This is a genomic window from Dactylosporangium sp. NPDC000521, from assembly GCF_042898305.1.
In the GTDB taxonomy this organism is placed as follows: Bacteria; Actinomycetota; Actinomycetes; order Mycobacteriales; family Micromonosporaceae; genus Dactylosporangium.
Window position 1 is genome coordinate 548,032 of record NZ_JBIAYW010000003.1, and the last position, 23,871, is coordinate 571,902.

The following is a 23,871-nucleotide window of genomic DNA, read 5'->3' on the forward strand; positions in this document are numbered from 1 at the left end:
GCGGGGTTGCGAGGAGGCAAGGGTGGAGCGCATGCCCAGGAAGCGGTGGAGGCCGTCGGTCGGCGGGCTGCTCTGGGTCGGCGTGTGGACGTTTCCGCTGCTGGGCCCGCTCGACACGATCACACCGCAGCACGGTGGCGTGGTCGCCGGGGCCGGCCTGGCGCTGTTCACCGCCGTCTATGTCACCGTCGCGACGCTGGGCTTCGACCACCGCGACGACCTGCGCCGGGTGGCCGACGCCGGGTTCGGGGTCGTCGCGGCGCTCGGCGTGGCGCTGGCCGCCGAGTATGGCGAGCGGTGGCTGATCGTGCTGCTCTTCGTGTCGACGTGCGGCATGGCCGTGTATGCCGGCCGCCCCCGGATGACGGTCGCGCTGGTCGTGCTGCTGACGGTGGTGGCGGTCGAGGCCGTGCTGGGGTGGCTGCGGCACGCGGAGACGGCGATGCTGCTCAGCACCATCGTCGCCACGACCCTCGCGTCGGGGCTGGTGGCTGCGGTCCGCCAGATGAGCCGGTTGATCCGTGAGCTGCGGGGGGCGCAGGACGCGCTGGCGGTCGCCGCGGTCGCGGAGGAGCGGCTGCGGTTCTCCCGCGACCTGCACGACCTGCTCGGCCACACGCTGTCGGTGATCGTCGTCAAGGCGGAGGTGGTGCGACGCATCGCCGAGCGGGACCCGGCCGCGGCGGCCGCGCAGGCCGCGGACATCGAGGACGTCGGGCGGCGCGCGCTCGTCGAGATCCGGGAGGCGGTCACCGGCTATCGGGAGAGCGGCCTGACCGCCGAGCTGACCCGCGCGAAGGGGGTGCTGTCCAGTGCCGGGATCGCCGCGACGGTGCAGCGCACGGCGGACCCGCTGCCGGACGACGCCGACCGGCTCCTCGCGTGGGCGCTGAGGGAGGCGACGACGAACGTGGTCCGGCACAGCGGCGCGCAGCGCTGCGACATCGAGATCTCCACCGCGGACGGCGCGGCGGCGCTGCGGGTCGCGGACGACGGCGGGGCGGCGCTGCGGGTCGCGGACGACGGCGGGGCGGCGCTGCGGGTCGCGGACGGCGGCGGGGCGGCGGCCGGAGCGGCGCCGGGGGCGGTCGCGACGGGAAACGGGCTGCGGGGGCTCACCGAGCGGCTCGCCGCGGTCGGCGGCACCCTGGAGGCGGGGGCCCGGGACGGTGGCGGGTTCACCCTCGTTGCGAGACTGCCGTTGTGATCAGGGTGCTGCTTGCCGAGGACCAGGGCATGATGCGGGGCGCGCTGGCGCTGCTGCTAGACCTGGAGCCCGACATCGAAGTGGTGGCGCAGGTCGCGACCGGCAACGAGATCGTCCCGGTCGCGGAGCGGGTCCGGCCCGACGTGGCGCTGCTGGACATCGAGATGCCCGGCGGCGACGGGATCACCGCGGCCGCGCAGCTGCGCGGGCGGGTGCCGGGCTGCCGGGTGCTGATCCTGACGACGTTCGGGCGGCCCGGGTATCTGCGCAGGGCGATGGAGGCCGGGGCGAGCGGCTTCCTGGTGAAGGACGGTCCGGTCGAGGAGCTCGCCGCCGCGGTCCGGCGGGTCCACGCGGGCGGCAGGGTCGTCGACCCGGCGCTCGCCGCGGCGGCCCTGGCGGCCGGCCCGGACCCGCTCACCGACCGGGAGCGCGACGTGCTGCGCGAGTCCGCAGGCGGCGCGACGGTCGCCGACATCGCCGCGCGGCTGCGCCTGTCGGAGAGCACGGTCCGCAACTACCTGTCGGCGGCGATCACGAAGACCGGCACCCGCAACCGCATCGAGGCCGTCGGCGTCGCCCAGTCCAACGGCTGGCTGTGACGCCTCCCGCGGCGCCACGGCCGGCGTGCGGCGTCGCGTGGTCGGGCGGGGTGGCAGTGCGGCATTGTGCAGCCGACCTGGTGGCGTACGGCGTGATGCGGCCGGGCCGGGTGGCCGTGCGGCGGCACGCGGATCAGCGGGTGGTGCGCGGTGGCGCGCAGGCCGATCAGTGGTGGGCGGGCGGCGTCGCGCGGGTCGGGCAGGGTGGTTGTGCGGCGCCATGCAGGCCAGCGGGTGGTGCGCGATGGCACGCAGGCCGATCAGTGGCGGGCGGGCGGCGTCGGACGGATCGTGGGCCTCGCGCGGTCGGGCGGATTGCGGGCGTCGCGCGGTCGGGCGGATCGTGGAGGCGGCGGTGCGGCCCCGGGTGGTGCGGTGGGCGGGCGGTGTCGCGCGGTCGGGCGGATCGTGGAGGCGGCGGTGCGGCGCCCGGGCGGTGCGGCGGGCGGTAGGGGCTATGCGGTCAGGCGGGTGACGGCGGTGCCGGGGGAGTGGTGTTGCCAGTGGCGGAGCATCGGGGCGGGGTCCCAGCCGAGCTCGCGGGAGCGGTAGACGGCGTCCGCGCAGTGCGCCGCCCAGCTCGCCGGGGCGGTGTCCGCCGAGCGCAGCAGCTCGTCGCGGAGGTCCTGCAGGACGCGGATCGAGTGCTCGAACGCGGGCACCTCCCGTTCGCGGTCGTCCAGCGCGGCCATCCAGTCCACGTCGCGGCCGCCGCAGACGGTGCACGCGCACCCGAAGAGGCCGGGGTCGGGATGGCGGCGGTGCGCCCTCGCGATGGCGTTGATGCGGCGGTACGACAGAGCCGGCGCGAACACCGCGGACGGCGCCGCCGGCCGGAAGCCGCGAGCCATCGGGCCGGCCTGTGGCGCGGGGCGGGGCGCCAGGTGGCGCAGGCCCGCCACGGTGCCGACCGCGGCGGCAGCGGCGCCGTGGCACAGCGCGCCGAGCGCCGACACGTCGCAGCGCAGCAGGAGCGTCGGCACCCCGCAGCCGAGGACCGCGAGAAGCCCTTCCACCACGCCGGGCAGGGCGAAGGGGTCGCGGTTCGCCTCCAGCACCAGCGCGACGGGACCACCCGCGGCGCGGATGTGGCCGGTCAGGACGGTGCGGTGCAGGCGGTCCTGCAGCCAGACGGGGTGCAGCGGCAGGACGGCGATCGTGTCGGGCAGGACGGCGGCGCGGCGCAGGATGCCGGCGAGGCCCGGCTCGTCGCCGCTGTCGACGTACCCGGAGTCGGTGAGCACGGGCACGCCCAGCTCCCGCTGGCGGCGCAGCCAGCGCGGGTTGAACGGCGCGCTCGCCGGCAGCCGGGCCTGTCCGGCGTAGCGGGCCGCGTCGAGCAGCAGCGGCGCCTCGAAGCGGCGTTGACGCAGCAGGTACGCGGCGGTGGCCAGCAGGCCCCTCTCGTCCCGCTGGTGTGGCGAGATGACGAGGCCCGCGCCGGGTCGCTCGGCGATCGGCGCGCACCGCAGCGCCTGGTTGGCGGAGCAGTGCACCAGCAGCGTGCCGTCGGTGATCATGGCATTCGTCAGGCCCCGTCACTCTTGGTCCATCAAGCGTAACCAATCGTGCGGTATTCACGAACATTCATGTCCGAACTGATGTGCTATCTGAACTCTCAGTTGCAGGTGTACGTGAAGGTCGCCGTGTCGGAGGCGGTGCTGGGCGCGATCACCTGCAGCGTGGACGTGGAGGTGCCGGCCGCGCGCCGGACCTCCGCCTCCCAGGTGTCCGTGTAGGTCCTGGACCGCGGCGTGGCGCCGTGCTCCTTGCCGCCGTCGACGGTGTACCGCAGCCGGACGTCGGGGCTCGAGACCGTGATCGTGACGGTGACCTTGACCTTGACGTACTTCGTCGAGCGCGGGCAGGGGCCGGTGACGCTCGCCGGCTCGACGCTGATCTGCGCCGCCGTGACGTGCGGCTTGGCCGGCGACGCCTTGGGTGTGGCGCTCGGCTCCGCGGCCGCCGCGCTCGGGGCCTCGGCCGGTGTCGTCGAGGCGGTGACCGCCACAACGGGCTCGGCCGCCGCCGACCTGGGGCGCGGCCGGCTCGGCTCGGAGGACGAGCCGAGCAGGGCGAACGCGGCCACGCCGGCGACGAGGACGAGGATCGCCGCGCCGCCGGCGACGAGCAGCAGCGTCTGCCGGGAGCCCGGGCCGGCCGGCTCCTCGTCCCGTTCCGGGGTCAGCCAGGCCGGCCGGTCGGGCTCCTCCGCATCGATCACGGGCAACAGTTCACCACGGCGTGTCAACGCCCCGCCCACCGGTCTTTCAGCGCGGCACCGGACGGCCGCCGACCGGGCAGCGGCGCACCGGCCGGTCTTCAGCGCGTCGCCGCGCCGGCCGGTGCTCCGACGGGGCGCCGGGTGACCGCCCATCACCCTGCGCCGCTGCGGCCGGTGTCTCAGTGCAGCGCCGGGTAACCGCCCACCACGCTGCCCTGCGCCTCGGCGCGGACGGCGGCGGCCGCGGCGGAGACCGAGCCGGCGGTCGCGACCCGGTCGACGATCGCGGCGACGACCTTCGGCGTGGCGAACGACGTGCCGCTCCACGCCGCCCAGCCACTGCTGAACAGCTCATGGTTGATGTACGTGCTGACGATGTCGGCGCCGGGTGCGGCGACGCTCACCCACGGGCCGGTGTTGCTCCACTCGCAGATCGCGGCGCCGTCGTGCGCGGCGACGGCGAGCAGCCGGTCCGCCCACGCCTCGCCGCTCGCGGTGAACGCGGCCGGCCAGAACGGCCGGTCGGCGATGCCGTTGTTGCCGGCGGCGGCGACCACGACCCGGTCGCCGCCGGCGAGGAACGTCCGCAGGGCCGCGGACAGCGCCGCGGGCGGCAGGTCACCGATCGAGTAGCCGCCGAGGGACAGGTTGAGCACGTCGGTGTCGGTGAGGGCGGTGATCGCGGCGGCGAGGTCGGCCTCGGTGCACACGCCGAAGCTGTCGAGGATCTTCACGATGCGGACCTGCGCGCCGGTGGTGCCCTGCGCGACGACGCCGGCGATGAAGTTGGCGTGTCCGACGTCGGAGTCGAGCATGCCGTCGGCGTCGCCGTCGGTGACCGTCTCGTGGTTCTCCGGCGTCGCGGTGTAGCAGCCCTGCGGAAGCGGACTGTCCAGCCAGATACCGGTGTCCATGACGACGACCCGTACCGGCGACGCATGATCCGACGAGATCAGCTTCGCCGAAGGGGCGTCGACCGCGACCGGTGGGCCGAACGGGCCGCCGTGCTCGTGCGGCGTGGACATGAAGACGTGGTTGGCCCCCACGACGGAGCCCTGCGGCAGCTGGCCACGCAGGCGGCGGACGGCGTCGGAGACGTCGAGGCCGGAGGTGCGCAGGCGGCGCAGGCCGGACGCCGGCTCGTCCTCGGCGATCTCGCTGGTGCGGTGGCCGAGCCCGACCAGGGTGCGGTGGGCGATCGCGCTGCTCGCGTCCTGGACCAGGATCTCGTCGGCGACGAACCGGACGGTCCGGCCGGCGTGTGACTCGGTGCGCAACCACGGCAGTCCGGACAGGCGTGCGTCGCGGGTCGCCAGCCATCCTTCGAGACGATCTCGTGCAACGGACATGCGTGCTCCTCGGTCGGAAGTTGCGTTCGCTCATCTACAGACGGACCGCTGACAAGAGACGCGGGCCTGGTGCCGTGATACACATCGGAGGTGTCCACCACCGCCGATGAGCTGGCGCAGCGGCTGTTACCGATTGTGATGGCCGATCCCGTCAAGGCCAAGACGCTCGCGGACGCGGCGTTGCGCGACGCCGAGCGCGCCGGTGACCGCGCGGCGCAGGCGGTGGCGCTGCGGACACTCGGCCTCGCCGCCCGGGCCCGGCACGACGCGGCGGGCGCGGACCAGCACCTGCGCGCGTCGATCGCGATCGCGCGGCGTCACCGGCTGACGCAGTACGAGGCGGAGTCCCGGATGAGCCACGCGCTCATCCTCGACGATCTCGGCCGGCCCACCGCGGCGCTGCGCGAGATCGACCGCGCGATGGCCGAGCTGCAGGGGCAGCGCCGCACGCGGGCCTCGATGCAGCGCGCCCTGATCCTGCGCCGGCTCGGTTTCGAGCGGGAGGCGATGGAGCTGTACCGGGATGCGCTGCGGGCGTTCCGGCGGTCCGGCGACGCGGTGTGGGAGGCGCGCACGCTGACCAACCGTGGGGTGCTGCACGGCTTCCGGGGCAACCTCCGCCTCGCCGAGGCCGACCTGCGGGCGGCGCAGGCGCTGTACAACCGGCTCGGGATGTCGACGGCGGCGGCGCAGGTGGAGCACAACCTCGGCTTCGTCGCGGCGCAGGCCGGCGACGTGCCGACGGCCCTGGCCCGCTACGACCGGGCGCACGACCGGCTGTGGAAGACCGGCGTCGACGCGGTCAGCCTCCTGGACCGCGCGGAGCTGCTGCTGTCGGTGCGGCTGCTGCCGGAGGCGGGCACGGCGATCCGTGCGGCGATCGCTGCCTGTACCGACGGACACCTCGACTCGGTGCTCGGCCAGGCGCAACTGATGATGGCGCGGCTGGCGCTGCTCACGGGCGGCTCCGGCACCCAGGAGTCGCGGGCGGCGGCCGCGGCGGCGCGGAAGGTGTTCGCGCGGCAGAAGCGCGCGGTGTGGATCGCCCGGGCCAGGGTCGCGGAGCTGGCCGCGGTCGTCGCGTCGGGGCGGGCGCACCGCGGGACGCTGCGGGAGCTGCGGACCGCCGGACGGGCCCTCATCGACGCCGGCTGGCCCCATCCGGGCTGGGAGGCGCTGCTGGACGCCGCGCAGCTCGCCGTCGGCCTCGGCGAGCACGGCACCGCCGCCGACCTGCTGCAGGAGGCGGCGGCCGCGGCGAAGCTCGGCCCGGCGCCGCTGCGGGTGCGCTGGGCGCACGTCCGGGCCCGCCTGGAGCTCGCCCGCGGCGCGACCGCCGAGGCGGCCAGGGTGGCGACCGCCGGGCTGCGGATCGCCGACGAGTACCGGGCCAGCCTCGGCGCCACCGAGCTGCGCGTGCGCGGCAGCGTCGAGGCCGCCGCGCTCGCCGGGCTGCGGCTGCGGCTCGCCCTCGACCACGGCGGCCCGCGGGAGGCGCTGACCTGGGCGCAGCGGTGCCGGTCGGCGGCGCTGTCCCTGCCGCCGACGCACCCGTCCAGTGACCCGGTCGTCGCGCGGGCCCTCACCGAGCTGCGCCGCATCACCGGCGAGCTGGCCGCGGCGCCCGCCGGTCCGCAGCGCGCGGGGCGGCTGCTGCGGCGGCAGCGGTCCCTGGAGGCGGAGATCCGGCGCCGCTCCTGGCGCGTGCCCGGCTCGCGGCCCGGATCGCGCACGGACGTGCCGTTCGCGTCGCTGGTCGCCGCGCTGGACCGGCGGGTGCTGTTCGAGCTGCTCGCGATCGACGGCGTCCTGCACGCGCTGGTGGTGTTCCCCTCGGGTGGCGGGCACCGGGTCGCGCACCGGGTGGTCGGGCCGATCGCGCCGGTGGCGACGGAGCTCGAGCACCTGCGGATCGCGCTCAGCGGACAGATCCTCGGGCACGGCGGTACCAGCGCAGAACGCGTCGACCGGGGCGCCGCCGCACTCGACCGGCTGCTGCTGGACCCTGTCGCGGACCTGATCGGCGACGGCCCGCTCGTGCTCGTGCCGACCGGCGCCCTGCACGCGATGCCGTGGACGTTGCTGCCCAGGCTGCGGGGGCGGTCGATGACCGTCGCGCCGTCCGCGGCGATCTGGTGGCGGGTCGCGACCCAGCCGCGCGCCGACGGACCCATGGTGCTCGTCGGTGCGCCGTCCGCGGCGCAGGCGGCCGCCGAGGTCGCGCAGATCGCCGCTGACCAGCCCGTGCCGCCGACCGTGCTGGCGGGGGAGCGGGCCAGGGTGGCGCCGGCGCTCGCGGCCCTCGACGGCGCCGCGATCGGGCACATCGCCTCGCACGGCGAGTTCCGGATGGACAACCCGCTGTTCTCGTTCCTGCTGCTCGCGGACGGGCCGCTCACCGTGTACGACCTGTCGGCGCTGCGCCGGCCGCCCGCGCTGCTGGTGCTGTCGGGCTGCGACACGGGCCTCGCCGAGGTGCACCCCGGCGACGAGCTGATGGGGCTGGTCGCGGCGCTGCTCAACATGGGCACGGCCACCGTCGTCGCGAGCACCGGACCCGTCGACGACGGCGCGACGCGGTTGTTGATGCGCGACCTGTACGGCCATCTCGGCGCGGGCCGTTCGCCGGCGTCCGCGCTGGCGCTCGCGCAGGCGGCGGCCGACCCTTCGGTGCGGGCGAGCACCGGCAGCTTCGTCTGCTTCGGGGCGGGCTGAATTTTTCTCTCATTTGACTGGCGGAAGTGTCAGACCCGGGCTCTACGATGTGCCGCATGCGACGGGTGGTGATCTCGGCTCTCCTGCTCCTGGCGCTCGGTGCGCTGGTGGCGTGGGGTGTCGGTGGCGCGCTCGGGCTGTCGTTCGGGCCGGTGTCCGTGCCGGTCGAGCGGGCCGTCGCCGCGCCCGCCGCACCGCTGGCCGCGGCGCCGCCGATCAGCGTGATCAGCGTGCCGGCCGAGCCGCGGCTCACCCTCGCCGCGAAGGCCGTCGCCGCGGCGCTCGCCCACCGCGGCCTGCCAGAGCCCGCGATCGGCCAGGAGCCTGCCGAGGGGGCGGGCGTGACGCTGCGGGTCGTCGTCGGCGTCGCGCCGTTCGGCAGCTCGCTGGAGGCCTATCGGCTCGGCGGCGACGGCGCGGCGATCACGATCGAGGCCGCCGGCGTCGCGGGCGCGGCCACCGGCCTGTATGCGGTCGCCGACCGGATCCGCTCCGGCTCGGCGGTGCTGCCCGCCAATGGCCCGGCCGTCTTCGCGCCGCGGCTCGGGCTGCGGCTCACCGACGCCGGGTCCGTCGGCCGGGAGCCCGACCCGGCCGCGTTCGCCGCCGGCACCGACTATTCGCTCAACACCGACGTCGTCGGCGGCGCCCTGCTGCCCGCCGCGCCGTGGGTCGACCAGGCCGCCGTCGACCGGATCGACGCGCAGTTCCGGCAGTTCGTCGAGCACTCCCTCGCCCAGGGCTACAACGGCGTCGTCGTCCCCGGCTTCCTGGAGTATGTGACGTTCGCCCTGGTCGGCGACGGCCACGCGGTCTATCCGGCCGGTGACGACCACATCGCCCGCGCGCAGGCGCTCGTCGCGGCGTTCGCCCCCGTCTTCCGCCGCGCCGCCGACCTCGGCATGCGGGTCTACCTGCTGACCGACATGCTGGCCGTGTCGCCGCCGCTGGGGCGCTACCTGGAGCGGGAATTCGGTGGCCTCAAGGTCGCCGATCCGCGCTTCTGGCAGGTGTACCAGCTGGGCCTCACCGAGCTGTTCCAGGCGATGCCCTTCGCCGCCGGCCTCATGGTCCGCATCGGCGAGGGCGGCGACGCCTACCGGCAGCCCGGCTGGGACTACTCGTCGAAGCTCGCCGTCACCGGCGCCGGCGCGGTCCGCGCCATGCTGCGCGCCCTGCTCGGCACCGCCGGCGGCGCCGGCAAGGACCTGATCTTCCGCACCTGGACCGTCGGCGTCGGCGCCGTCGGCGACCTGCACACCAACCCGGCCTCCTATGCGGAGGTCCTCGGCGGCATCGACGACCCGCACCTCATCGTCTCCACCAAGTACACGCTCGGCGACTTCTACAGCCACCTGCCCTTCAACGGCACGCTGGAGACCGGCACGCACCGGCGGATCGTGGAGTTCCAGGCGCGGCGCGAGTTCGAGGGCTTCGGCGCCCTGCCCAACGACCTGACCGGCCTGCACCAGCAGGCGCTGCGCCGCTTCCTCGCCGCCAACCCGCACGTCGAGGGCGTCTGGACCTGGACGCAGGACGGCGGCCCGCTGCGCGCCGGCCCGATGACGCTGTACCTGCGGACCGGCTTCTGGCAGCTGTACGACCTCAACGCGTACACGCTGGGCCGCCTCGCCCACGACCCCGGCACCCCGGCCGAGCAGTTGACCGCCGACTGGGTCCGCCAGACGTTCTCGTCCGACCCCGCGACCGTCGCCGCCGTCTGCGAGATGCTCGCCCTCTCCCGCGAGGCGGTCACGAAGGGCCTCTACATCGGCGCCTACGCCGACCGCTCCGTCCGCGCCCTGGGCCTCGAGCCGCCACCCATGATGTGGATCTTCGAGTGGGACATCGCCACCGGCGACTCGGCCGCCCTCACCAGCATCTACGCCGTGACGGCCGCCTCCGGTGCCGTGGACGCGGCGGTGGCCGAGGGGGAGCGGGCGGTGGAGGTCGCCGCGCGGATGCGCGCCCTGATCACCGCGACCGACCCGGCCACGTGGCGCGACCCGGTGCTGCGGGCGAAGCTGCTCGACACCCTGACCTATGAGGCGGATCTGTTCGGCACGCTCGGCGCGTACCGCACGATGGTCCTGCGCCACGTGCAGTGGCTCGACACCGGCTCCTCCGCCGCCTACTCCGCCTGGCGCTCGGCGGAGCGCCGCTACGAGGCGGCCCGCGCCGCCCACGTCACCCGCTATGGCGGCGACGTCGACCTGCCCGCCTACAACTTCACCGCCGCCGACCTGGGCGCCACCCGAGCCGACCGCGACCCGCTCATGGCCTGGCTGGCCAGGGCCCTCTTCGTCCTCCTGCTGGCCGCCCTGATCGCCGGCGCCACCCTCCGCCGCTCGCCCGCCCTGCACGCGCTGTGGACCGGCGCCACCCGCCCGTGGCGCGTCGCCCGCCTGGACGCCACGGTCACCCGCACCGACCGCATCCTCGTGCTGGCCCTGCCCGCCGCGGCCCTGGTCCTGAGCCGGCTGGTCCACACCTGGTTCGCCGCCCCCGCCCACCTCGTCCTGACACTCGGCGCCTGGCTGCTGTTCGCCCTCACCGCCCGCCTCCTGCTCGGCCGCCGCGACCCCTTCCTCCTGTGGGCCACCATCGGCGGCGTCGCCCTGCTGCGCTCCCTGCTCCTGCTGGCCGCCCTGGCCGTCCGCGGCCCCGGCCACTACTGGCTGGAGTTCTGGACCGCCCCCACGGTCCGCTCGGTCTACATCTGCGTGGCGTTCGCCGCCTTCGGCTGGCTCTTCGTGGCCACCGCCCTCGTCCTCCGCGACCACTACCACCTCCGCCGCCGCCACGTCACCGCCACTCTGCTCCTCGCCGCCGGCACCCCCCTCACGCTGCTCGGCGCCCTGGTGACGACCCTCGGCCTGGAGCGCGCCCTCACCATCTGGAACGACCAGCTCGCCCTCCTCCCGTGGGGCCTGTCCCGCATCCTCGGCATCACCGTCTACCTCGGCATCCCGTCCACCCTGCCGGCCGCCACCACCGCCGCAGGCCTGGTCCTCTCATCGATCGCCGCCGCCCTGCTCCTGGCCCGTCGCCGCTCACCAACCCCTGCGCGGTAACCGCTCCCACGGCCCGGCTCCCGCCGTGCGCCGGCTCGCTCCACGATCGTTCAGCCGGCTTCTGCCGTTCAGCCCGCTTCTGCCGTTCAGCCGCTTCTGCGTTCAGCCCGCTCCCGCAGTTCACCCAGCTTCCGCCGTCCAGCTCTCGCTGTGCGCCGCCCCTCCGCGCCCCGCGGTGGCGCCAGCCCGCGCTGCGGCTGCGCGGGCTCGTCCTGTCTCCCTCGGGTTTGTCTTCGGCCTCCTCGTGTACCTGGCCATCCCGCCCACCCTGCCGGCCGCCGCCATCGCCGCGGCCTGGTCCTTTGATCGATTGCCGCCGCCTTGCTCCTCGCCCGCCGCCGCTCACCAACCCCTGTGCGGTAACCCCTTCCCACCGCCGGACCCGCTCCCACCGCCGGACCCGCTCCCACCGCCCGGTCCGGTCCTGCTGCTCGGTCTCGTTGCCCGGCACGGTCCCGCCGGTCAGCCCTACCCCTGTGTGTCGTTCGCCCTGTGACCGCCCCGACCGGACTGCCTCGCGCCCGCCCGACCCGGCCCCGCCCTGTGACCGGCCCGCCTCGCGACGGCGCCGGCCTGCGTTGCGGCTGAGGGGGCTCCTCTTGCCTCCCGTGAGGGCTGTCCCGCAGCATCGGCATCACCGTCCATCTCGGCATCCCGCCTCGACCTGCCGATCGTCATCACCGCCGCCAGTCTTGCTCTCTCGTCGAACGCCGCCCTGCTTCTCGAACGCCGCCGCCCGCCAATCGCCTGCCCGGCCCGCTGCCACTGCCCGGCTCGCTGCCACTGCCCGGCTCGCTGCCACTGTCCGGCTCGCTGCCACTGTCCGGACTGCTGCCACCGTGCGGGGTTCGTTCCGCGACCGTCTCGGCCGGTTCGCCTCGTGACCGCCCGTTCCGTGATCGGACCGCCTCGCGAGGGCGCCGGACCGTCCCAGCGACCGCGTCAGCCCGTGCCGCTGCTGAGCCGGCTCGTTCTGTCTCTTGTGGGGGCCTGTCCCGCAGCCTCGGCATTCCGTTCACCCTGCTGCCACTGGCCTTGCTCTCTCTCTCTCTCTCTCTCTCTCTTGATCGGCGCCGCCTTGCTCCTCGTCCGCCGCCGGTCGCCGGCCGCTGCGGGTAACCCCTCCCGCCGCCTGCCAGCTCCGTTGCCCTGCCTGTTTTGCTGTGCGCGATTCGCCCCGCGGCTGTGCGGCTCGTCCTGTCTCCGGTCGGCTTGATCGAAGGAGGGATCCGGTCGTGGTGGCGGCCAGGTCTGTCCTTGGATCAAGCCAGGTCGGGGTGATCATGGCGGTGGGCGGGTGGGCTCGTCGTCGCTGGGTGGCTGGAGCCGCCGTTGATCAAGTCGCGGGGGAGCGGGTCACCAAGAGGCTGCCTCGGTGGTCAGGGTGGGGAGGACGGTGGTGGCGTCGGGCTTGGCGGTGAGGTCGGTGCGTATCGATGCGGCGGCTGCGGCGAACGTGGAGTTGGTCAGCAGTTCGGTGAGGCGGTCGGTGATCGCGGCGCCGGTGACTTCGGCGGGGTGGAGAGCCAGGCCGGTGCCTGAGCGCTCGATGGCTTCGGCGTTCGTGAACTGGTCGCCGCCCTGGGGCAGGGCCAGGTGGGGCAGGCCGTGGGCGAGGGAGCCGAACATGATGCCGGCGCCGGCCTGGGAGACGACGGCGGTGCAGCGGGGGAGGAGCAGGGTGTGCGGCAGGTCGGGCTTCCAGTCCAGGGCGCGCGGGACGAGGTCGGCGGCGCGGGCGCGGGCGGTCGAGGCGAAGTACGCGAGCCAGTCCGTCCCGGGGCTGCCGGCCTCGCAGTGTGAGGGGCCGACGGCCCAGGTAGGGACGGTGAGGCGGGCGGCCATGTCGGGGCCGGTCGCGACCACGACGTCGTGGCCGGCGGCGCGGGCGGCGAGGACCAGCGGCAGGACCGGGTTGACGTGGCCGTACATCGGGCACGCGGTGAAGAGGATCCGCATACTCCGCGTCCACGCGCCGCCGCCCGGCCCGGTTCAAGAAGCCAGGAGCGGTTCAAAGCCGGACCGGTTCAAAGAAAGTGTCGAGTGGTGTGTCGAAGAACGAGGGAGCCGTTCGACGCGTCAGTGAGCGAAGACGCGACCGGAAGGATCCGACCATGATCGACACCGCAGGCACCGCAGGCACCGCAGGCACCGCAAGCACCGCAGGTACCGCCAGCACCGCGAGCGACGCCCGAGTCAGCGCCCTGGCGAAGGCCGGGATCCTCGCGGCGCCCCTGTTCACCGTCGCGGCGGTCGTGCAGGCGGCTACCCGCGACGGGTACGACATCACCCGGCACCCCGTCAGCATGCTCGCCCTCGGCGACCTCGGCTGGGTGCAGACCACCAGCTTCGTGGTGACGGGCCTGCTCAGCCTGGCGGCGGCTGCCGGTACAAGAGCCGCAAAGACCACGAAGATGCTCCATGCCGCGATCGGGGTGGGGTTGCTCATCGCGGCCGTGTTCCGGATGGACGCGAGCGACGGCTTCCCGCTCGGCACCCCCGGAGGCCGGCTGACCACGATGAGCAGCCACATGATCCTGCACAACGTCGGCGGCAGCCTGTCGTTCTTCTCGATGATCGCGCTCTGCTTCGTGCTCGCGGCCGGGTTCCGCCGGAGCGGTCAGCGCGGCTGGGCCGTTTCGGGGCGGATCGCAGGTGTACTGTTCGCGCTCGGCCTGGCCTGGGCGATGACCGGCGGCACGGGCGGTGCGCTGACCCTGTTCCTCGGCGTCGCCGTCGCCTGGAACTGGATCGCGGCGGCGACGCTCAGGCGGCACCGGCGGGCGTCGCGGTGACAGGGCGGCCGAGCGGCAGCAGGCCCACGAACAGCAGGACCGCCGCGAGCGGAATCAGGTCGAGGCTCGCCCCGATCGCCGCGAACGCCGCCACCACCACCGCCGGGCTCCACCACGGCACGTGTCGCGCCAGCGTCAGCAGTACCAGCAACGTCAGCATCCCGAGCTGGAACAGCGCCGGCCCGATGACCTGCAGCGCGCCGGGCAGCTCGGGGAACGACGGGAAGATGTCCCCGGCGATCACCCACAGGAAGCAGCCGGCGCCGAAGAGCGCGGCGACGACCGCGGGCAGGGCGACAACCCGGTGCAGCGCCCGGTACGCGTGCACGGTCAGCGCCGCCAGCAGCACGAACGCGATGAAGAAGCAGGCGTGCCCGACGTTCCAGAGGGCGCCGTCCTTGTCGTGGTGGCCGTCGCGCCCGTCGACGAGCCGGAGGGTGCCGTAGACGAACAGCAGGAGAGGAGCGCCGGCGCGCACCAGCAATGGGGTCATGCAGGCAGGTTCGCAACGATCGATCCCCAGCGGCATCAGGGCGCGACCCGGGCGGGACCCTGAGAATCCTCTCAGCCGCGGTGCAGCGCCGCCCGGTCGGCGGCGGCGCGGCCGGAGTCCCAGCCCTCGTCACTGTCCACTCTGGTGCCGCGGCCCCGGACGGTACGCGGGAACACCCGCTCCATCGTCTCGCGCACCTGCGCGTCCCGGGCGGCGAGGACCGGCAGCAGGTCGGAGGCGGCGTCCGTGGGGAGCGCGGCGGCAGCGGCGGCCTGGCTGAGGCGCTCGCCGATCCGGACGGCGAACCCGACGAGGAACGACTGGCGGAACGTCTTCAGCCGCGCGCGCCCCGCCTTGCCGCCGGGCGGCTCCGCCGCCGACATGGCCCGGTTCGCCTGGACCAGCAACGACGTGTGCAACAGGTCGACCGCGTCGATGTCGGTGTCGAACCCGAGCACGGTCGCGAACCCGAGCTCCGGCGACCACACGGCGTGGCAGCGGTTCGCCCCGGCGACGGCGTCGAGCAGGGCGGCCTTCTCGCTCTCGTACGGGTGGTCGACGCCGATCCGCCGGGCGAACGGCACCACGTCCGTCGCGGCGCCACGGGCGACGAGCAGCGCCTCGTCGATGCTGTGCCGGGCGACGAGCTCCTGCGCCTTCGCCGTGTAGGTCTCCGCCTCCGCCGGGTACGTCGTGGACTCCGCCTTCGCGAGCAGCGCCCGCACCCGGTCCAGCAGCCGCACGTCGACGTTGCTCGGCTTGACGCCGGCCGCTTGAACGGTGCCGGGCGGCGGGACCAGCACCTCGATCGGCGGCAGGGTGCGCAGGATCCCCAGCAGCACCAGGACCGTGTCGAGCACCTCGACCCGGTCGACCCGCCACCGCGCGGCGAGCCCGTCGAGGTACCGCTCGTCGGCCCCCCACCAGACGGTCGCGCCGAGCGCGTCGGCCTGGGCCCGCCAGCGCGGGTCGACCAGCGCGGGCCGGAACTGGCGCAGGTGCGCCGCGACGGCGTCGGTCACGACCTGGGTGTGCGCGACGGTGCCGCGCCGCCCCGCGACTCGGTGCAGCTCGCCGGGCTGCCAGCCGCGCTCGAACAGCCGCGTGCAGGCGGACCGCACGGCGGCGAAGAGCGCCGGGTCGACGTCGGCGGCCGGCGCGACGGTCAGCGCGTCGAGCCCGCGCTCGTACCCGACGCTGCCGTCGAGCACCGCCCTGATCTGTTCGTCCGCCGTCCGCACCGGGCAAGGCTACCTGCCCATTCCCCGCCGTCCTGGGCGCTCGGGGGTTCATCAATGGCGGTGATAGGCTCCCGTCGCTGTTCCGCGGGCACGGAGTCGCCGTTCCGCGGCACCGGGTCGCTGTGTCGCGGCGCAGAGTCGCTGTTTCGCGGCGCCGACAGGCAGGACGCGAGTCGAGAGGGCACCATGACGTCACGGGTCGTAGTCATCGGATCTGGGATCGGTGGCCTCACCGCCGCGATCGCCCTGCACGCCGATGGTCATGAGGTCGAGGTGTACGACCAGGCCGCCACCTTCAGCGCGATCGGCGCGGGCGTCTCGCTCGGCGCCAACGGCACCCGGCTGATGGACGGCCTCGGCCTCGGCCCCGCGCTGCGCGAGGTCGGCTCCGACCTCCAGCGCATCCAGTTCCACGAGTGGCGCACCGGCGAGATCTTCTACGAGCACCCCATGGGCGACTGGTACACCGGCCGCTTCGGCGCGCCGTTCCTCGGCCTGCACCGCGCCGACCTCCAGCAGGTCCTGCTCGACGCGTTCCGCGCCACCGGCGGCGAGGTCCACCTCGGCAAGCGCTGCGCCACGATCGCCGAGACGCCCGACGAGGTCACCATCACCTTCGCCGACGGCACGACCACCCGCGCCGACGTCGTCATCGGCGCCGACGGCGTCCGCTCGACCGTCCGCCAGCACGTGGCCGGCCCCGACGAGGCCGTCTTCGCCGGCATGAGCTGCTTCCGCGGCCTCGTCCCGATCGACAAGGTCCCCGGCGGCTCGTCCATGGGCCTCACGTTCTTCCTCGGCCCCACCAGCCACCTCGTCGTGTACCCCGTCCGCCGCGGCGAACTGATCAACTTCGTGGCGTACACCCGCGACGAGGCCTGGACCGACGAGTCCTGGTCCGCGAAGGGCGACGCGAGCCAGGCGGTCGCCGCCTTCGAAGGCTTCAACGACACCGTCCTCACGATGCTCGGCGCCGTCGAGGACACCGGCCGCTGGGCCCTCTTCGACCGCGAGCCGCTGCGCCAGTGGAGCACCGGCCGCGTCACCCTCCTCGGCGACGCCGCCCACCCGATGCTGCCCCACGCCGGCCAGGGCAGCAACCAGGCCGTCGAGGACGTCGCCGTCCTCGCCCACTTCCTGAGCCGCCCCGACCTCCCCGTCAGCGCCGCCCTCGCCGCGTACGAGACCGTCCGCAAACCCCGCGCCCGCCAGCTCCAGCTCGGCTCCCGCGGCAACGCCAAGTGCTTCCAGGTCCCCGACGGCCCCGAAGCCCGGGCCCGCAACGAACGCCTCACCAACCTCCCCGAGATGGTCAGCTGGATCCACGCGTACGACGCCCACGCCGACCTCCAGCAATCGGAGAAGGTCCCCACCTGACTGTTGGCCGTGGTGTTCGTGTCGCAGTTTCACGGACGACCGGTCGCGCTGCGTGGTCAGAGCGTTGGTGATGCGTTTGATCCGATCTCGGTACTCGCTCGACAGGCGCTCGACAGGCGCTCGACGTGCCAAGATCATGCCCGTGGGCATCGACAACGACGTGCGGGCGGGCGCGGACTGGACCGCGGCCGCGCTGACGGCCGCCGGCTACCGCGCCGACTTCTCGCCGTCGTCGCTGTGGGAGGTCGAGCGGTTCCTGAGCACCGAGGCGCCGGACGGCCGCCCACGCCCGCGCGGCCTGCTCGGCAAGGACCTGGACACCCGGGTGGCCATGGTGGGCGGCTACGTCGGCGCGCAGCCCTGGCCGCCGGAGGCGCGCTCCGGGTCGCAGGGCAGGAGGCCCCCTACCCGCCGGAGGCAGTGGCACTGACCGTTAGTGGGCAGCTCGGACGATCGCAATGGCCACAAGGACGATGCCGAGCACGACCTCCGCACCTGCGCTGTAGAGGACGAACGTCGGATGGTCGAAAAACCTGCGCAGCGCTCGGAGCGGCCCCGGGAGCCGTGCATTTCCTTGGGGTCCACGCGGAACCCACAAACGCAGGCCGAGACTTATGAGCGCAAGCGCCAGGATGGCACCGCCTACAGCGCCGATTGCCAGCGGCGATGCATCTGCAATTGATGGCACGTGCAGATGATCGCACGGGCTCAGTGACACGTAAATCGATGGACCTGTCGCTACCGGACACCAATCGGGTGGCGGCTCTGCGTCGTGTGCTCATCCACATATCTCGAGTGGAGACGAAATCGGTTAACCTTAGGACACACCTGACAAGTGTCCGGCGTCTATCGAGCACCCAGCTGCTAAACGGGTGCGATGCCGAATGGTCGTGCGCGATGACGGAGTCTCGTGAACCCAATGGGCTGCCACCCGGTTGGTGGACGGCTGACAACTGCGTGCGTTTTCTCGGTGTTACCCGGAGCACGTGGGCGGCCTTATGTCGTCGGTCAGCAGGCGTCGGCTTCAGAGCGCAAGTTTGGACGGTCGCCGTCGTGCCAGTCAAGATATCGCTTGTCGAGGAGGCGCCGTACGTCTTTCTTCGACTTCGCGAGGGGGCTGCGACACGGTGCGTCGTTGCCGATTGCGCCGACGGGGACCTCGTAGGTCCACGTGTCGGTAATGAAGCGGTGACGCCGGAGCACCTCGCCGTCGACTACGACTACGACGACGGCGCCGGGGCGCTGCGGATGAGGCGGTGGTCGAGGTGTCTGCCGTCGGGCAACTCAACGTCAGCGGTCGGCACGTGGACCCATTGGTCTTGGTAGCGTGGCGTTCGGAGTTGACCTGCCAGCGCATCAGAACCCCCTGAGTTGGGCGCCGATGTCGACCCGTTCTAGGAATTCCGCCACCGCTGGCACCCTAGTGTGTGGCCGGAGGACGCTCGTTACCTGCGCGACGCGGTCACGTATGCGGCTCGATTCTATGTTTCCGGCGTAGTCGAGCATCTGTACAGACGTGCACGGCCTGGTCGACGTCGCCGCGCTGGTCGACGACGAGCGAGAGGCCGGCGAAGCGGTGGCCGCGCCGCGTAGTGCGTTCCGCCAGTTGTCCGGACGGACTCTTCGGCGCAGGCCGGCGCGGCGCCGAGGTCACCCAGGCGCCGCAGTGCTTCCGTGGTCTGGGCTCGATGTAGGCCCGAGTGGAGGTAGAGGACGGCTCGGCGGGTCCATTGGTCTGCTTCATGCGTCCTGTTGGTTTGCCAGGAGGCGGACCAACCAACCCCGGAAGCCGGACCCCGGACGATGGCGCGCGGAACGCGGAGGTCCTGCCGCGCGCAGCGCAGGCAGTGCGAGGCGAAGCCGAAGCATGGGGGTGCGGGTGGGAACCCCCGCTGGGGAGCAGGCGAAGCCTGCGCGGATGACACCACGCGACGAACGCGAAAACGGCCCCCGCCGTTGAGCAGGGGCCGTCCGTCGCGTGGGCGATACTGGGATCGAACCAGTGACCTCTTCGGTGTGAACAAGGTCAACTTCTCTTCCGGACCTGCCAGCGCGGACAAAGACGCAGGTCAAAGCATGGGTCTCCGTTGGTTCGCGGCGGCGCTCTGGGGCCTGTTGGGCAAGATCGTCTCCCAGAATTCTCCCAGCGGCGTCCGTAGGGTGACGCGGTTCTGGTGGCGCTTCCGCAACATGCTTCGGACCCGGAGAGGCTTCCCGTTGCGCAGGCTCCGCCCGGACATGCTGTGCCGGTGGGGCGCCATGACGTACGGACCGGAGTGTTGCCCTCGGACGCTGGCGCCCTGCCGGTGCGGCATGGCAGCCCTCGGTGCGCAACGGGAGGGCTCGGAGCCCGCCCGGGGCTTCCCGGCCCGCCGCAGTCCAGGGCGCGCAGCCCTGGCCGCCGGAGGCATGTCCCGGGTTGTAGGGCCGGAGGCCCTACCCGCCGGAGGCAACGGTTCGGCACGGGCCAGTAGCGTCCGGCTGGCGTCAGGCGTGGACGGAGGAACTGAAGTGTCGGGGGTATGGGACGTCAAGCGCGACGACGAGCGCGATCACTGGGTTCTCGATCCGCTGGTCAGCGTGGGACCGCTGCGATTCGGGATGAGTCCCGATGAGGTGATGGCAGCGCTCCATGCCGGGCCGGGCAGCTGCTCCCGCGGAAGCTTGGGCGTCGTAGTGCTGTCGTACCGGCGTTTGACGGCCTACTTTCGCGCGGAATGCCTGTACTGCGTGGCGATCGACGCCCTGGTCGGTCCGCAGGTCACGGTGGACGGCACCACGCTCGTGGGACGTGTGCCTTCCGAGGTGGAGCAGTGGGTGTGGGACTACGTGGACCGGCATGACGCCGAGCTGCGCTACTCGCCCGGCGCAGATCCGCATCTCGTGGATCTTGGCTTGGTCGTTCGTGCGCAGCGGGCGGGAGACGTGGCCCTCACCCGGCCGCTCTTCCTCGGTGAGCGGGTCGACGACGTGTGGCACTACGTTCCCATAGAGGAGTGGCGCGGATTCTGAGGCTGAAGCCCCGGGCGCTCAGCGGTTGCCGGAGTCGGTGAACGCTGGGCTTCGCGATGTCCGCCAGAGCTGTCGTGTCGCCGAGGCCGGGAACGGCCGCACAGCCGAAGCGCTCGCCATCGTCCTGGATGCGCGCCCGGGCCACGCTCGGTGCGGCGCCGGCAGCTGGTGTTCGTAGACGCAGAGTCACCGGGTCGCTTGAAGCCCCGGCTCCTCGTGTTGAGGATGTCCGGGGCTTCGGCGTGCCCTCTGGACCTCGCGCGCAGCCGGGGTCGCCGCGCCGGGAGCGAAGCGGCAAGGCGCGGCGTGCCCCGAGCGGTGCGCAGCGGCCCGCCAGGGCCGCCTTGAAGACGTATGGAAAGTTCTCACCCTGGCCGGGGATGTCAGACGTCAGTCTGCCGTGTCAGTCTGCCGTCAGTCTGCCGATCGAACCGTAACCCCACGGACAGATGCGCAACACCCTCCAGCACGCGGGTGCTGCAGTAAGAGTTCACAGTAATGCTGGCGGTGCCACTAGTCCTGCATGGACGGCTACCACGCGTATAGACCGACGGGCCTGACGTCAATCCGAATGGACTACCCCAAAGGGAACTACTCATCCATGCGCTACGTTATCATCGCTCTGCGCATTGCAACCCGCCTGAGGAGTCGTTCATGGCCGAACTTGTTACGAGAGCGGAAGCAGCAGCTCTAGAGGCGACCAGTTTGCCCGCATTCGACGGAATCAATCTTCGTCAGATCAAGCGGGAGATCACCGAACTGCTGCGACACGTGGGCGAACTGGGGATCTTTGAAACGTATAGCCGTCACGACATAGGCCATGTCAACTCAATGCTCCAACTGCTCGACTGGGTGATTCCTAAGGAAACGCAGGAAGCGATGACCCCGGCTGACTGGCTGCTCACGGTACTGAGCGTCTACTTTCACGATCTAGGCATGCTTGTAACGCGGGACGAGTTTAATGCAAGGAACTTTTCAGGATTCGACGAGTACAGGCGCACCCGTTTAGAGACTAGCGATGACCGAGGTCGCGACTATACGGCGGCGGTGAAGACTCTCGGAGACGCAACCGACGAGTTCCTCTACGAGGAGTTCGTTCGCGCAAATCATGCTGAGAGGTCCAAACTCTGGGTTGAAGGCTCAGTCAGTAAGCGTCTTGGTGACACTGAAGGCGTACGCAATGCAATTGCTCCACTCCTAGCTGGGGTGGATTCAGTATTCCGCGCAGACCTTGGCCTTGTATGCGAGAGTCACCACTTGAATGATCTGGACGACACAAACAAGTACCAGGTCAGGAGGCCGTACGGCGGAAGCGCGGCGGAGATCGCAAATGTTCAATATGTGGCGGTGCTTCTGCGTACCGTCGACTTACTGCAGATCACGCGAGACCGGACCCCCTCCATAGCGTTTCGAATCTTGAATCCGAGCGACCCTCTCAGTCGGCGCGAGTGGGCAAAGCAGATGGCAGTAAGGGCAATGCTGGCACAGCCGAAAACCGACAGAGACGGCAATGTTAGCACCGGTCTGCAGCCCGACACGATCGATGTGCATGCGCATTTCAAAGACGAAGAGGGCTTCTTCGCATTGACAAACTATCTCGCCTACGCACGGGGCGAGCTTGAAGTCAGCCACAAGTTAATTGAAGCAAGCGCCAAGAAGTTCGATGTTCCGCATAGATTTCCGTGGCGGGACATTAATGAGAGTACGATTACCACCGACGGATTTCTACCACGTCAATTCGTCTTCGAAATCAATCAGGCGAAGATTCTCGACCTGCTAACTGGCCATACGCTCTACAACGATAGCCGTGTTGTGCTCAGGGAAATCGTTCAGAATGCAATCGATGCCGTCAGACTGCAACACTCAGATGAAAAAGGGGGCGGGCGTTCAAATGAAGCCGGCGCCGTCGCCATCCGCTGGTACAGCAATGAACGGATTCTTGAGGTAAAAGATAACGGAACCGGAATGACTCAGGAGATTATCGAGGATAACTTTCTAAGCGTTGGCACAAGTAGATATCAAAGCGATCAATTCAAAAAGCAATACCCGAACTTCAATCCGATTAGCCGTTTCGGTATCGGCGTGTTGACTACGTTCATGATTGCCGATGCTGTGGATGTTGTCACCTGCCATCCTGACGACCAGAAGGCACGCCAGATTTCTCTCCGTTCTGTGCACGGCAAGTACCTCATTAGAGTACTGGACAAAGAGACAGACGAACGCGTTAAGACGATCGCCCCGCATGGCACCGTGATACGGCTTTCTGTGCGGCCCAGCATAAAGGCGGAGAATTGGCTTGCGCTCGCCAAGTCGTGGTTCATCATTCCAGGATGCCGCTTGACGCTGCAGATAGACGAAGAGCCACCCGTCGAAGTTGGGCACGAAGATGCCGCCGGGGCACTTGAGGAGGCCCTGGGCACCATCGGCTACGACGATAATGCTCGACAGATTGAAATCAGAAAATACCGCGGGGAAATTGTTGACTTAGCGTATGCGGTCGAATGGCAGCCCTACTTCCGTTCCTGGGAGTTTGTCAGCATCGATAGCGTCGCGACGGAGCAACTGGTGGGCACCTGTGTTGAAGGTGTTCGCGTCAGGGTGGGATCGCCGGGCTTTTCCGATGCCGGGATCCTTGCGATCGCAAATCTGTCGGGACTGAAAGCCCCCCGAACCAACGTCGCTCGATCTGACATCGACGACACACCTGAGTACGCTGCTTCCGAAGCGGAAATCTACGCTGGCTACTGTGACCACCTAAAGCAGCAGCTAGTCAAACTACAGGCCGACAACAAATTTTCGCCGTCGAAAGCCTCTGCCGAGGTTGGGTATATTGCCGCGGCGCTGATGTTGCCATTCCGGGATAGGCAGCGAACTAACAGTGCTAGCACGCTTTTGCTTTCAGCAATGCCTGAGAGGCTCAAGCAGGAGCTAAGGAAGATTCCGTTAATCGTCGTGGAAGACGCCGCACAGCGAAAGCTGATGTCCATGGACGAGCTGAGCAAGCTTCCCAGCTTCTTTACCCTAACCGAGCCACTGATCAGAAGAACTGAGCACCTTCTAAGAGAGTTGCCGACCGCCGCATCGCTTACGGATCTGATCAATTCAGTAAGCGGGCTCGAAATTATGCTGCCGCCAGGTCCGCTCGTCGTGAACGATTCACTATACGAGACGTCTCGGTTCTTCCGTGCGGAGTGGAGGCTCATCGCACTGACTGCCAATCCGCAGGTGGGTCGGCTGGAATGCAAATGGAGCATGTCGGAGGCGGAGTCCCAATGGATTCACGTTACCGTTGCAGATCTGAAGAGGAACTCGGAACGAGAATTCTACGCGAGTATAACGCAGACTGTGGCTGATCCCCTTACGCGGCGGTGGCGCGCTGCGAACTCCATCGCTTTTCCCGTCAGCTCCGATTCGGCTGTAGGGCTAGATGACTACGATGCGGTTTCTCTTGGAGGAGCCATCTATCTACTCCCCGGTCGGCCATGGTTTTCTCTATTCGAAGACCAATATGTGCGCGCCTTGGGTGAAAACGACCGCGAAGCTCTTGCGTGGATAGCTGCCGTAACAGTGGGCTTGATGAGTTCTGGCCCCAGTAGTCTAGCCCAACGGCAAGCTACATTGAAGACACTCCGACGCCACCTGGACGATCGAGAAGTTTGGTCTAACAAACTCGATCTCGATTGGGACTTGCTTGCTAAAGCGGTGGCAATCGAGGGTTGGGCGATTTTTGACCCAGTGAGCTGGGACGGCCGATCGGGATACCTTCTTTGATCCACTCATTC

General features: G+C 70.8%; 15 protein-coding genes. 9 read left to right on the top strand and 6 right to left on the bottom strand.

The annotated features are described in order from the left end of the window. Positions 1-31 precede the first annotated feature (31 nt). Both ACFY3L_RS12720 and ACFY3L_RS12725 read left to right on the top strand, forming a co-directional pair. Positions 32-1,207: a sensor histidine kinase gene (locus ACFY3L_RS12720; RefSeq protein ID WP_389322103.1), complete on the top strand. Its 1,176-nt coding sequence runs from the start codon at positions 32-34 to the stop codon at positions 1,205-1,207. Then, positions 1,204-1,809 carry a response regulator transcription factor gene (locus tag ACFY3L_RS12725; protein WP_389322105.1) on the top strand — a complete coding sequence of 202 codons (606 nt, stop codon included), beginning with the start codon at positions 1,204-1,206 and terminating at the stop codon, positions 1,807-1,809. Before ACFY3L_RS12720 ends, ACFY3L_RS12725 begins: the two co-directional genes overlap by 4 nt. A gap of 455 nt (positions 1,810-2,264) precedes the next feature. Here ACFY3L_RS12725 and ACFY3L_RS12730 read toward each other — a convergent pair whose 3' ends face one another. The 3 genes from ACFY3L_RS12730 to ACFY3L_RS12740 all read right to left on the bottom strand — a co-directional run bounded on the left by ACFY3L_RS12730 (position 2,265) and on the right by ACFY3L_RS12740 (position 5,382). Continuing rightward, positions 2,265-3,329, bottom strand: coding sequence for a hypothetical protein (locus ACFY3L_RS12730; protein WP_389322107.1), 1,065 nt, complete (start codon positions 3,327-3,329; stop codon positions 2,265-2,267). A 98-nt stretch (positions 3,330-3,427) separates the two neighbouring features. Further along, the gene (locus tag ACFY3L_RS12735; protein ID WP_389322109.1) at positions 3,428-4,039 is read right to left on the bottom strand and encodes a hypothetical protein; all 612 of its coding nucleotides are present in this window, start codon (positions 4,037-4,039) and stop codon (positions 3,428-3,430) included. 173 nt (positions 4,040-4,212) lie between these two features. Beyond that, the gene (locus tag ACFY3L_RS12740; RefSeq protein ID WP_389322111.1) at positions 4,213-5,382 is read right to left on the bottom strand and encodes a S8 family serine peptidase; all 1,170 of its coding nucleotides are present in this window, start codon (positions 5,380-5,382) and stop codon (positions 4,213-4,215) included. A gap of 90 nt (positions 5,383-5,472) precedes the next feature. Between ACFY3L_RS12740 and ACFY3L_RS12745 the strand changes: the two genes are divergently transcribed. Beyond that, positions 5,473-8,097: a CHAT domain-containing protein gene (locus tag ACFY3L_RS12745; protein WP_389322113.1), complete on the top strand. Its 2,625-nt coding sequence runs from the start codon at positions 5,473-5,475 to the stop codon at positions 8,095-8,097. A gap of 56 nt (positions 8,098-8,153) precedes the next feature. Then, positions 8,154-11,171, top strand: a complete 3,018-nt coding sequence (locus tag ACFY3L_RS12750; RefSeq protein WP_389322115.1) for a hypothetical protein — start codon at positions 8,154-8,156, stop codon at positions 11,169-11,171. Positions 11,172-12,527: 1,356 nt separating this feature from the next. On the opposite strand, the gene ACFY3L_RS12755 is transcribed toward ACFY3L_RS12750, so the two are convergent. Beyond that, positions 12,528-13,130: a glycosyltransferase gene (locus tag ACFY3L_RS12755; RefSeq protein ID WP_389322117.1), complete on the bottom strand. Its 603-nt coding sequence runs from the start codon at positions 13,128-13,130 to the stop codon at positions 12,528-12,530. A gap of 155 nt (positions 13,131-13,285) precedes the next feature. Between ACFY3L_RS12755 and ACFY3L_RS12760 the strand changes: the two genes are divergently transcribed. After that, on the top strand, positions 13,286-13,966 hold the full coding sequence (locus tag ACFY3L_RS12760; protein WP_389322119.1) for a DUF998 domain-containing protein: 681 nt from the start codon (positions 13,286-13,288) through the stop codon (positions 13,964-13,966). On the opposite strand, the gene ACFY3L_RS12765 is transcribed toward ACFY3L_RS12760, so the two are convergent. Both ACFY3L_RS12765 and ACFY3L_RS12770 read right to left on the bottom strand, forming a co-directional pair. Then, on the bottom strand, positions 13,938-14,459 hold the full coding sequence (locus ACFY3L_RS12765) for a hypothetical protein (protein WP_389322121.1): 522 nt from the start codon (positions 14,457-14,459) through the stop codon (positions 13,938-13,940). The genes ACFY3L_RS12760 and ACFY3L_RS12765 overlap by 29 nt on opposite strands. A gap of 71 nt (positions 14,460-14,530) precedes the next feature. Beyond that, positions 14,531-15,700 carry a DUF2786 domain-containing protein gene (locus tag ACFY3L_RS12770; protein ID WP_389322122.1) on the bottom strand — a complete coding sequence of 390 codons (1,170 nt, stop codon included), beginning with the start codon at positions 15,698-15,700 and terminating at the stop codon, positions 14,531-14,533. Between the two features lie 186 nt (positions 15,701-15,886). Here ACFY3L_RS12770 and ACFY3L_RS12775 point away from each other — a divergent pair, with 186 nt between their 5' ends. The 4 genes from ACFY3L_RS12775 to ACFY3L_RS12790 all read left to right on the top strand — a co-directional run bounded on the left by ACFY3L_RS12775 (position 15,887) and on the right by ACFY3L_RS12790 (position 23,860). Continuing rightward, a complete protein-coding gene (locus tag ACFY3L_RS12775) occupies positions 15,887-17,077 on the top strand; it encodes an FAD-dependent monooxygenase (RefSeq protein WP_389322124.1) in 1,191 nt (396 codons plus the stop codon). Between the two features lie 142 nt (positions 17,078-17,219). After that, positions 17,220-17,507, top strand: coding sequence for a hypothetical protein (locus tag ACFY3L_RS12780; RefSeq protein ID WP_389322126.1), 288 nt, complete (start codon positions 17,220-17,222; stop codon positions 17,505-17,507). Positions 17,508-19,588: 2,081 nt separating this feature from the next. After that, the gene (locus ACFY3L_RS12785; protein WP_389322128.1) at positions 19,589-20,089 is read left to right on the top strand and encodes a hypothetical protein; all 501 of its coding nucleotides are present in this window, start codon (positions 19,589-19,591) and stop codon (positions 20,087-20,089) included. A 654-nt stretch (positions 20,090-20,743) separates the two neighbouring features. Further along, positions 20,744-23,860, top strand: coding sequence for an ATP-binding protein (locus ACFY3L_RS12790; RefSeq protein WP_389322130.1), 3,117 nt, complete (start codon positions 20,744-20,746; stop codon positions 23,858-23,860). Positions 23,861-23,871: the final 11 nt, after the last annotated feature.